Raw genomic sequence first — 10,359 nt, 5'->3', positions numbered from 1 at the left:
GGGGGGCGGAGTCGGGCGGTGGGCGAGCGCCGGACGGGCCGTACCACGGCACCGCCGGCCGACGGAGGTCCGTCAGGCCGGCGGCGGCGTCGCTGCTCGGGTGGGCGGTGGCGTCAGAGGTCGCCCTGGAGATAGGAACGGGCGGCGGCCATCACGTCCTTGAACTGCCCGTCGGCGATGGCCTGCAGGGGTGACTCGTCCTCCAGCTGGGGGTTCATCCCGATCATCCAGGCGCGGGCGGTGTGAGGGTTCTCGCCCTCCTCGATGAGCTTGAAGATCTGGTAGGCGGTGCGCAGGCGCACTTCGGCCTCGTAGCGCGGGGCGTTGAGCGCCTTGCACCACTTGCCGACCTGCTTGGCGTCCTCGATACCGGCGACGTGCGCGGTGAGGCGCTGACTGAAGTTGTCCTGTAGGAAGCGCGCGATGTCCGCGATGCTCTTCTCCGTCGTGTCCCGGTGTGCACGGGCCTCGGCGGCGGTCTCTCGCATGGTCTGCATGGTCTCCTCGTTTCCTCTCGCTCGCTGTGAGACGTCAGCCGAGGATGCGTGCGCCGGAAGCGCCATGCCGGGAAGGGGCCTCGTGGCGCCGCCGTTCGTCAGGCATGGGCGTGGGGTCCACGCTGTGCGCGTGGACGCCCTGGCCGCTTCGGGCGCATCTTCGGGCCGGAGGAGGTGGCCGGGGTACGGGGACATGCGGATCGCCCTGCCGCCGCGATCGGGCGCGGCGTCCGGCAGGCATAAGTGACCGACAGTCCGGGTCAGCACGGCTTCCCCCCTCATGATATTGAGGAAAGGGTACCCGTTTACCTGTCACTTACTCTACAGTTTTCCCACCTTGAAAGAGTGCTAAATCCCTCCTCTTGTTGCCATGCACGCCCCTGAGCTGCATGTTTCGGGCAGGGCGTCATGGTGTTGGAGCACAGGTACGTCCGCGTGCCGCGGGGCGGGGCACCGGATAGGGGGACACGTCGCACCGCCAGTCGGCCCCACCGGGGTGCGGATCACCGGACGGTGAGGCCGTACTCGCGTGCCACTTCCTTCAGTTCGACGGACTCGGCGAGGATCGGGCGGCGTTCGGCCTCGATGTGGTCGGTGCCGCTGAGGACGGCCCAGCAGCGGCGCCCGCCGTATCCCGACCGGTAGGCGATGCCCTGGGCCAGCTGGTGTCCCTCGGCGTTGCGCTGGGCCACGGTCCAGGCGGCGATCTGCCGTGCGACCCGGCGGTCCCGTCCGTGGATGTGTTCTTCGCTCAGGGGCCCCTCGATGCCCCATGCCTCGAACTCGTGCCGCAGTTCGCGGCGGAGCACATCGCGGGTGGCGTCCGCGTCGACGTCCAGGAACCGGGCGTCGGGTGCCAGCTTCAACCGGACGAGGATGTGGGTGTCGCGCCAGCTGGACGCGAGATGGCCGAGCTTCATCCGGCCGGCCGTCACGGGCTCGTCGGCGAGGAGTTCACGCATCTTCGGCTGGACCCGGAAATGGGCCAGGGCCTCGGCGTAGCAGCCGGCCTGTTCGGACGCGCAGTAGAGCATGCCGTAGGTGAAGAGGCTGAAGCGGCCCGCCGATGAGCCCTCGATGGTCTCGGGTTCGATCCGGTTGAACTTCAGCGGATCGCTCGATTTGCCGAGCCGCCAGATGCCCCGGTCCGGGGGCCGCGCGAGCTCGACCGGGGGAACGGCGTCCGGGTCTAAGACAGCGGTCATGAGTCCTCGATAGCGATATCTGTGATGGCGTGCCCGTGGGTCCCGGCTCGCGGCTGATCATTGTGGCGTACGGACCGCGCGCTTGTCGGCCCGTCATGGCCCGTCGGTGGGCGCATCGGCGTAGCACGTCGGCGCGCGGACGGCGCACATAAGGTCGGGCTCGGGCGTGCCGGACGCGGTCGTCACCGGCCCGTTCAGGTCGGAGGCAGTCAGGTCAGCTCAGGGACGGTCAGGTCAGGGGCGCTCGGGTCGGAGACGGACAGGTCAGAGACGGTCGTGGTGGACGCGGAAGATCATGGTTCCCGCCTCTCCGGTCGCGAGGAGCACGGTGGACGGCTCCCCTTCCGGCCGCGGAGCTGTGCGGAGGGCGCTGATGGGGTGGCCCGTGACGATCTGGAGGAGCAGCCTGCCGGTCGCCGGGTCCCACAGGTGGATCCCGGTGGCCCCGGCGGCGGCGAGGACCACGCGCCCGCCGTGGACCCGGAAGGCGGTCACCGCGTGCAGCTCCCCGTCCCCGGGGGCGAACTCGGCGAGGTGGCCACCGGGCGCTTCGGGGTCCCAGAGCCTGAGCGTGCCGTTCTGTCCGGCGGTGACCAACCGGAGACCGGCCCCGCCCCGCAGGCGGGCGAAGGCCACGTCGTTGACGATGTTCTGGCCGCACCGGATCGTCGGACCGCGCTGGGCGAGTGCGGTGACGTCCCAGACGCGGAGGTTTCCGTCACTGCCGCCGGACGCGAGGAGGACGCCGTCGTCGGTACGGGTGGAGGCCAGGCAGCGGACGCTGAACCGGTGGTCGTCGAAGACGGCCACGCAGCGCTGATCGTCGAGGTCCCACAACCGCACGGCTCCGTCGGCGCTCCCGCTGGCCAGCAGGCGGGAACCGTCGCCGCCGGACAGCGCGAGGAGGGCGAGCGCGGGCGAGAAGTGCCCGCGCAGACGCGGCGGTGTCGTCGGGTCCTCGCCGGGACCGGTGGAGTGGAGCGCGATGCTGTTGTCGCTGAGGGCGGCGGCCAGCATCGGGTGGTGGTGCGGACCGGCCCAGGCGAGGGCGGTGACCGGCTCGTCGTCGATGACGAGCCACTTCTCGCCGGTGGCGATGTTCCGGACGAGCGTGGTGGTTCCCTCGGTCACCGCGAGGAGATGCGCGGGTCCGGGTGACAGCGCGCCGGCGGTGACGCGGTTCCACCCAGCCCGCCCGCGCCGGAACGTGGCTCCGCCCAGCGGCCAGTTGCGGATCGTGCGATCGGATCCGGCGGTGATGAGGCGGGTTCCGGAGCGTTCGCGCAGGGCGGTGAGGGCGGTGACCGCTTCGGCGTGTGCTCGCAGGGATTCACCGACGGGTTCCAGGCCCTCGGGCCGCCAGAGGCGGACGGTGCCGTCGGCGCCACCGGAGACGAGGGTTTCGCGGCCCTCGACGGTGACGACGGCCAGGGAGGTGACGGCGCCGCTCGTCGTCGCCCGGACGGAGCGCGTAGGGGGTTCGGACCCGGCGCTGTGCACGGAGAGGTTGCCGTCGGAGTCGCCCATGGCGTAACTCCCGGGTTCCGCCAGCGCGACCAGGGTGCGGACGGGTGCGGGGTGGCGGGAGAGGATCCGGGTGGTGAGGCCGTCGAAGGCGGCGACGGTGTCGTGCCGGGCGACGAGCAGCGGTCCGCCGTCCGGCCGTGTCGTGCCGCTCAGGAGGGCCGCCGCGGGTGCCGGCGAGGGCAGCGGGACATCGGCCGGGCACAGGGTCGCCGTGTCGAACGCGGCGAGGTGGCCATCGCTCCAGGCGGCGAGGAGCGCCGGGGCCCCGCCCTGCGGCCGGTGGAGCGTGAGCGAGGTGACCCAGGCCCCGGTGCGTCGCACGACCGGGCCGATCGGGCGGGCTCGGGAGGCGTCGAGCAACGCGACGGCGCCGTCGGTGCTTCCGGTGGCGACGATCCCCTCGGGCAGGGTCAGCAGGTGGGCGACGGCCCCTTCGTGCAGGGCGATCGGCGGTGCGGACGCGGAACCGTCGCGCCTCAGGACGCGCACGACGCCGTGGTCGTCCCCGGTGACCAGCAGCACCTGGTGGGACGCCCGTCGGTGCGGGACGGTCGACGTCAGGGAGACGACGTCGGCGTCGTTGAGGGCCCACACATGGTCCGGGCCGGCGCGGTCGCTCCACAGCGGTGTGACGGGCGAGCGGTCGAACAGCGCGCCCGGAGCGGGCGGAGCGCCCGGGGCGTCCGGCCCGGGCGAAGACGTGTCCCGTGACATCGCGGCGTGGTGCGCCAGATGCAGGCTGGCCAGCCGGGACAGGGGGCTGAGGTCGCGGGAGTAGGGCTCCAGAGCGGCCCAGGCCTGAAGCCACTGCTGCTGGGCCGGCCGGTCCCCCTCTCCCGCCAGCAGGCGGCCGAGCCCGGAACTCGACTCCCAGGGCAGCAGGGCGGGTGGTACGTGGGTGTCGTCCAGGACGCGCCCCTGGGCGGCGTGCTGGGCGAGGTGCCGTCGCAGATAGGGGTGGGGCGGGATGCTGTGGTCGTCGGGGACGAGTTCGGCGAGCGCGGCGGCCAGTTGGCGGTGGATCTCCGCGTGCCGGTCGTCGCCGGCCGGCTCCCTCATGCCGGCCCGCCCCGGTCGAGCCAGTCCGTGTCGACGTCGCGCAGGGCCTCGGCCAGTGTCTCGTGGGCGGGCCGGTAGACCCGCCGGTCGTCCTCGTGGTCGTGGGCCAGATAGCCGTTGAGCCGGCTCTTGAGCAGCTTCGCGATCATCTCGTCCCAGTCGGGCAGGGCCCGGCCGAGCAACACCCGGGCCATCTGCGGCCAGATGGTGGACCACGGGATGCCCGCTCCCCCCGCGAAGGCGGACGCGCGCAGGAGAGCGAGCGCCACCTCGGAGGGGAGCCCGTCCGCCTCGACCAGCACGAGGTCGCGCTTGAGGAGCCCTTCCGTGCCGTTGTTGAGCATCCGCTGCCACTCCGGCTGCCGGGCGACAGCGGCGGGGTTCCGCGCGGACCGGAGCTGTTCCCCGGCTATGCGCGCGTCGATGAAGGAGGGCCAGACGGCGGGTGCGACCAGTGCGGCGGCCTCCTCGGCCGACTCGCGGTGCCCGCCGCCGCCCTCGCAGATGAGGGCGTGCAGATACTCGGCGATGTCCTTCTCGCTGCCCCTGTCGTCCGTACGCAGCTCCTCGGCCGTCAGGAAGACGGCCTTCAGCGCTTCGTTGTGTCCCTGCTCCTCCTCGGGCAGTTCCCCGGACGGTTCGCTGAGCGGCCGGCTGGAGCGTACGCCGATCAGCAACCGCAGGCCGCGTCCCCGGTCGGCGAACGGTTCGCCGTCGAGCCGCGGTACCGGGACCTGGTCCAGCTGTCGCGCACAGAACTCGTTGAGCGGCGCCAGCACGTCCTCGATGATGCGCTGCCGTTCGTCCGCCTCGTCGAGGCCGTCGATGACGAGGGTGACCGCGTCGTCGCGGCCCCGGAGCGCGGCGAGGATCTGCTGGGCCGCCTCGACGACCGGGTCCTCGGTCGACCGGATCCTCCGGGGCCTCTCCCCCAGGGCTCCGAGGATGTCGTGGGCCAGCTCCGCCGCTCCCCGGTTCCGGGCCAGGACCGCCCCGGTGATGGAACCGGCCGCGGGGACGGTGCCCGGCTCGGACAGGTCGAGTGCCGTCTTGCACAGGGCGTCGTCGCGGAACGCCGGGTCGCTCAGGACGACGGCCCGGGCGAGCACGGCGGACTTGCCGCTGCCCGCGCTGCCGGTGACGAGGAGGACCCCGCGGGTGCGGGCCGGGCTGAGGAAGGCCGCGATGCCGCGGTTGATGTCCTCGCGGCCCCGGAAGTACCAGCCGGGGTCCTGGTCCTGGGTGCGCCCCGTGGCCCGGTCGAGCCAGTAGTCGCCGGCCGGCATGCCCGGCTGACGGCCGTCCGCGCCGGCCAGTTCGCGCACCCGGCGGTATCCGGGGTTGGGGATGCAGGGGGTGGGGGTGAGGACACCGCTGCCGTCGACCACCCGGTGGAGCCGGTGTCTCCTGCGCTCCGCCGGGGCCAGGCCGCGTTCGAACTCCGACATCAGCTCGACGACGCTGAGGTACGGGGTGGTGATGCCCGCGGTGGTGCGGAGCCGTTCGAGCGCGCCGCGCAGCAGGGTGGAGAACTGCCGGACCTGGACCGGCCGGTCGTGTCCGGCGGTGACGAGGACGTCGAGCCGGCAGGTGCTCCGGCGTTCGGCGCGGATGTCCTCGACCAGATCGTCGATCTCGCCGCTGATCTTTCCGGCGTAACAGGTGTTGACGATGACGAGGACGTTCCTGGCGTGGGAGTCGAGCGCCGCGGTGATGAGGTCGGTGGTGCGGACCGAGGTGTTGAGGTGGCGGCCCTTGACGGAGCCGGGCAGTTCCAGGAAGTGCGTCCTGGTGCCCGCGTAGCCGTGCCCGGTGATGAACAGGACCAGTGCCTCGCCCTCCATCTCCCGTACCCGGTTCTCCCGGAGGAAGTCCTCGACGTGCTCGCGCCGGGTGACGGCCGGGGCGGGGACGTGGCGGAATCCGTCGGAGGCGACCGGTGAGGACCACCACTCGGCGACGACGTCCAGTTGTTCGTCGATGCCCGCGGTGAAGCTCTCGTCGCCGTCGCCGTAGTCGCGTACGGCCAGCGTGAGCAGCGTCCGCTGGGACCCGTTCTGCTCGGCGACCTGATTCCGCCCCAACTCGCCCACCGTGTCGCGCATCTCTCTAGTCTTCCAGTCATGACGAAGCCGCCGCAGACGAATCCGGGCCGCAGTCCCGGCAGCACCCCCCGCTTCCTTCCGGACGTGACTCCGGCCGTCACGCACGACGCGGTCGTGATCGTCCCCGGCATCATGGGAAGCGAGCTGTACGACACCGTCACCGGAAAGGTGCTCTGGGGGCTGGCGCATCCCCAGTGGCTCGCCAAGGCCTGGCTGACCCGGGACGGCCTCGCCCCTCTGCACCTCACGCCGGAGGAACAGGCGGGGGAGCACGGGCGGATCCAGCCGCGCAGGCTCCTGCGGGCCCCCGTGTGGATCCCGTTCGTTCGGGGCATCGAGCCGTACCACAAACTGACCCGGGCGATCGAGGAGACCGTCGCCCATCCCGACGCGGTGCTGCCCTTCCCCTATGACTGGCGGCTGCCGGTCGAGGTCAACGCCCGGCTCCTCGCGGGCCGGGCGCGCAGGCATCTGGAACGGTGGCGCGGGCACCCCGCCCACACCGCGGCTCGCCGCCGGGCGCTCGACGAGCGCGAGGGGCGACTCGTCTTCGTCGCCCACTCCATGGGCGGGCTCGTCACCCAGGCGGCGCTCACCCTGGGTTTCGACGACGACCTGGCGGCGGATACCCGGGGAGTCATGACGCTGGGAACACCGTTCCAGGGCTCCGTCGTCGCGGCGAACATCCTCAACGCCGCGCAGGGCGCACCGCTGCCGCTGCCGCACCGCAGGCTGGCGGTCCTGGCCGCCGCGATGCCGGGCGTCCATGACCTGCTGCCCCGGTTCGTCTGCCTGGAGGAGGGCGACGGGGCTCGCCGGCTCGCCCCGTCGGACGTCGGCGCGCTGGGCGGGGACGAGGAACTCGCCAAGAGATCCGGGGAGTTCTTCGCACGGCTGTCCGGGCACGAGCTGCCCCACCACCGCCCGGTCGCCGGAGTCCACCAGGACACGGTGCAGTCCCTGCGGCTGGTGAACGGCGAGGTCCTGGCGTCCGAGTACTGCTTCCGCTCCCACCGGGACGGTGAGTTGAGGCGCGACGAGAACGGGGTGGCTCTGCGCTTCGGGGCCCGGGGGGACGGTACGGTCCACCGGGATTCGGCGTCCCCGAGGGGCGGGGCGGTCCCGATCGCGCTCCAGCACGGTGCGCTGGCGAGCGGCAGGGCGGCACGGCACGCGGTCGTCGACTTCCTCCTGGAGGAGGACGACCTCGGTCCGGACCAGGCCGGCGAGGGCCTCGGGCTGACCGTCCCGGACTACGTGACGCCGGGGGCGGCCTGGCCGCTCCGGATCACCGGGACCGACGACCCGTCCGGGATCGACTGCACGGTGGCCTCGGTCGACGGCCCCGTCCGCCGCCAGGTCCGTCCGTACGCGGAGGACGGCGACGCGCTGACGGCCGACGTGGAACTCCCCGAGGCCGGGCTGTACCGGGTCACGGTGGAGGCCGACCGGCTGCCCTCGCCGCTGACGCAACTGGTGTTCGCCGGCCCCGACGGCACCCGGCCGCCGGAGCGCTGACAGGGGGCCGGGCCGCCCGGAGCGGGGCCTCCCGGATCCGGGCCGGGCAGGCCTCGGCCCGGACGCGCGGCGACGGGTGCCCTCAGATCAGCCCGTGCCGCATCGCGTATCCCACCGCGTGGGCCCGGTTGCGCAGTTCGAGCCGGGTCGCCACCTCGTGCAGCACGTTCTTGACGGTGCGTTCGGAGTACGAGGTCTTCTGTGCGATCTCCGCGGTGTCGCAGCCCTCCGAGACCAGCCGGATCATCTCCGCCTCGCGCGCGGTGAGGGTGGAGAGCGTGAGCCCCCGGGGGTCGAGGACCGTCCGCTGGAGGGAGCTGACGTGGTCGAGGAGCTTGCCGAGCAGATCGCCCGGCAGCACGCCTTCGCCGTTGGCCATCGCCCGCACCAGGTGGACCAGCCGGTCCTGGTCGGCCTCGCCGCGCCGGAGGACGGCGGCGACCCCGCACTCGATCATGGTCTGGAGGGCACCCGACTCGAAGAACCCCACGACCAGTCCGGTGCGGGTGGAGGTGTTGCGCTGGAGGCGGTGCAGGAGCTGGACGGTGGGCTCGTCCATCATGTCCACCACGACCAGGGAGACCTCTGCCCGGTCCGCCTCGTCCTCCGGCAGCAGTTCTATCTCGGGCCGCACCCGCAGTTGGTGGATCATGCCGGTCTGCAGGATCAGGTCCTCCGCGTACACCGCCACGGAGACCCGGCCCGCGGGCGCTCCCGCGGAGCCGGCCGTGCGGGGATGCGCCGCGTCGGGCCTGCGGTAGTGCCCGCGCGTCGCCGTGCCGTTCGTCATGCTGTTCTTCGTGTCCGTGATCGTCGTCATCGTTCCGTGCCCGTCTTCCTCAGGTACTTCAGCCCGATATGCCTACTGGTCCTCGTGACGCCCCCGCCGGTCGGGGCATGGCCCGCGGGCTCGCGGAGGGGGCGCGGGGACACCGTGCCGAGGGGCCCGCGGGGCACCACCCCTGCCCGCTTGTTGCCCTCGCGTCTCTGCTGCCGAGCGGTGCGGGCGGCCTAACGTCGCAGAGTGACCACATCTGCCGAACTCGAAAGCCCCACGGTGACGGTGTCGCCTGGCGGTACCGCGACGACCTCCCTGACCGTGCGTAACGACGGCGACATCGTCGAGGCCTACACCCTCGAGGTGGTCGGCGACTGCGCCGCCTGGAGCACCGTCGAGCCGGCGCGTGTGTCGCTTTACCCGGGCACCTCCGAGACGGTGACCCTGACCTTCGCCCCGCCGCGCTCCCACGAGGTCCGGGCGGGTGAAACCCCCCTGGCCGTACGGGTCCTGCCCGCGGAGCGGCCCGAGTCGGTGGTGGTCCCCGAGGGCACGGTGACCGTGGAGCCCTTCCACGAGCTCCGCACGGAGCTGGAACCGCGCCGCCGCCGGGGCTGGCTGGGCGCCCGCTTCCGTACCGCGGTGCAGAACAAGGGGAACACCCCGGTCGATGTGGCCCTCACGGGCAGGCAGGCGGGGGAGGATCTGCGGCTGACCTTCACGCCGGACAAGAAGCGGCTGGAGCCGGGAGAGTCGGCGGAGGTCGGGCTGAAGGTCCGGGCCCGGCAGCTGATCTGGTTCGGCGAGCCCGTCACCTGGCCGTTCGAGGTCCGGGCGACCGAGGGCGCCGAGGAGGAGGCCGGGGACGGGCAGCCCGGTGGACCCGAGCCGCTGCCCGGGGAGTTCGCCCAGATACCGGTGCTGCCCAAGTGGCTGCTGATCGTGCTGGCGGCGCTGCTGGCCCTGCTGCTCGCGTGGTTCACCCTGGTGCGGCCCGCGGTGCGGAGCACGGCCGAGCAGGCTGGGACGGAGGCCGCGCAGAAGGAGACCGAGCGCGGCAAGGAGCAGGGGGCGACCCCGCCCGGCGGCGCGGACAACCCGGCAGGTGGCCGGGGAGAGGGAACCGGTCCGGACGGAACGGGCCCCGGTACGGGCGGTTCCGGCCCGGGTGGTTCCGGCGGAGGCGGGGGCAACGGCGGGGGTGGAACCGGAGGCGGACAGCAGGGTTCCGAGACCATCGACGTGCAGACCCGGGCGGGGGCCACGGCGGAGGGGTCCTACAAGGTTCCGGCCGGGAAGGTGTTCGGCGTCACCGACGTCGTGGTGGCGAACTTCCAGGGCGACGAGGGCATCGTGACGATCTCCTTCGGAGACAACAAGATCACGACGATCGCGCTGGAAACCTTCCGCAACCAGGACTATCACTGGGTCACCCCCATTCAGGTTCCGGAGAACGCCACCGTCACCGCTTCCGTCACCTGTGCCAAACCAGGCACTCCGGCCACCGGTACACAGGCTTCCCAGTGCCATCAGGTGCTGAATGTCAGCGGCGTGCTGAGCGATCTCGCACGATAGAAACGGCGACGCCGAGCGTTCTGCTTCGCCTGCCGACGAGACAACAGCAGAAACCCGGCTGAGAGGAAACCCGGCGTGTCGGGCGGTGGCGGATT

The 10,359-nt window shown here is 72.3% G+C and carries 7 protein-coding genes; 2 read left to right on the top strand and 5 right to left on the bottom strand.

The window, feature by feature from the left end:
* Positions 1–113: 113 nt before the first annotated feature.
* From ACZ60Q_RS14345 to ACZ60Q_RS14330, 4 genes are all read right to left on the bottom strand, one after another.
* Entirely contained in the window at positions 114–497 is a 384-nt protein-coding gene (locus ACZ60Q_RS14345) for an XRE family transcriptional regulator (RefSeq protein WP_469633186.1), read from the bottom strand.
* Positions 498–1,000: 503 nt separating this feature from the next.
* Positions 1,001–1,702, bottom strand: a complete 702-nt coding sequence (locus ACZ60Q_RS14340; RefSeq protein WP_469633183.1) for an RES domain-containing protein — start codon at positions 1,700–1,702, stop codon at positions 1,001–1,003.
* A gap of 264 nt (positions 1,703–1,966) precedes the next feature.
* On the bottom strand, positions 1,967–4,288 hold the full coding sequence (locus ACZ60Q_RS14335; RefSeq protein ID WP_469633180.1) for a WD40 repeat domain-containing protein: 2,322 nt from the start codon (positions 4,286–4,288) through the stop codon (positions 1,967–1,969).
* Positions 4,285–6,393, bottom strand: a complete 2,109-nt coding sequence (locus tag ACZ60Q_RS14330; protein ID WP_469633177.1) for an AAA family ATPase — start codon at positions 6,391–6,393, stop codon at positions 4,285–4,287. The genes ACZ60Q_RS14335 and ACZ60Q_RS14330 overlap by 4 nt, the downstream gene beginning before the upstream one ends.
* Before the next feature lie 18 nt (positions 6,394–6,411).
* Here ACZ60Q_RS14330 and ACZ60Q_RS14325 point away from each other — a divergent pair, with 18 nt between their 5' ends.
* Complete coding sequence (locus ACZ60Q_RS14325; protein ID WP_469633174.1) at positions 6,412–7,911, top strand: esterase/lipase family protein; 1,500 nt, start codon at positions 6,412–6,414, stop codon at positions 7,909–7,911.
* A gap of 82 nt (positions 7,912–7,993) precedes the next feature.
* Here ACZ60Q_RS14325 and ACZ60Q_RS14320 read toward each other — a convergent pair whose 3' ends face one another.
* Entirely contained in the window at positions 7,994–8,731 is a 738-nt protein-coding gene (locus ACZ60Q_RS14320) for a helix-turn-helix transcriptional regulator (RefSeq protein WP_469633171.1), read from the bottom strand.
* 237 nt (positions 8,732–8,968) lie between these two features.
* On the opposite strand from ACZ60Q_RS14320, the gene ACZ60Q_RS14315 reads away from it, so the two are divergent.
* Positions 8,969–10,264 (top strand): COG1470 family protein, encoded by a 1,296-nt coding sequence (locus ACZ60Q_RS14315; RefSeq protein WP_469633828.1) that lies wholly within the window; start codon positions 8,969–8,971, stop codon positions 10,262–10,264.
* Positions 10,265–10,359: the final 95 nt, after the last annotated feature.

The sequence above is a fragment of the Streptomyces sp. NPDC104313 genome (assembly GCF_055583985.1).
The sequence above is the reverse complement of the archived record's forward strand: the minus strand, read 5'-3'. Positions and strand labels throughout refer to the sequence as shown.

Bases quoted from the DNA above. Each gene is read 5' to 3' on its own strand.
- ACZ60Q_RS14335 (WP_469633180.1), bottom strand. From the start codon at position 4,288: ATGAGGGAGCCGGCCGGCGACGACCGGCACGCGGAGATCCACCGCCAA.
- ACZ60Q_RS14325 (WP_469633174.1), top strand. From the start codon at position 6,412: ATGACGAAGCCGCCGCAGACGAATCCGGGCCGCAGTCCCGGCAGCACC.
- ACZ60Q_RS14345 (WP_469633186.1), bottom strand. From the start codon at position 497: ATGCAGACCATGCGAGAGACCGCCGCCGAGGCCCGTGCACACCGGGAC.
- ACZ60Q_RS14340 (WP_469633183.1), bottom strand. From the start codon at position 1,702: ATGACCGCTGTCTTAGACCCGGACGCCGTTCCCCCGGTCGAGCTCGCG.
- ACZ60Q_RS14330 (WP_469633177.1), bottom strand. From the start codon at position 6,393: ATGCGCGACACGGTGGGCGAGTTGGGGCGGAATCAGGTCGCCGAGCAG.
- ACZ60Q_RS14320 (WP_469633171.1), bottom strand. From the start codon at position 8,731: ATGACGACGATCACGGACACGAAGAACAGCATGACGAACGGCACGGCG.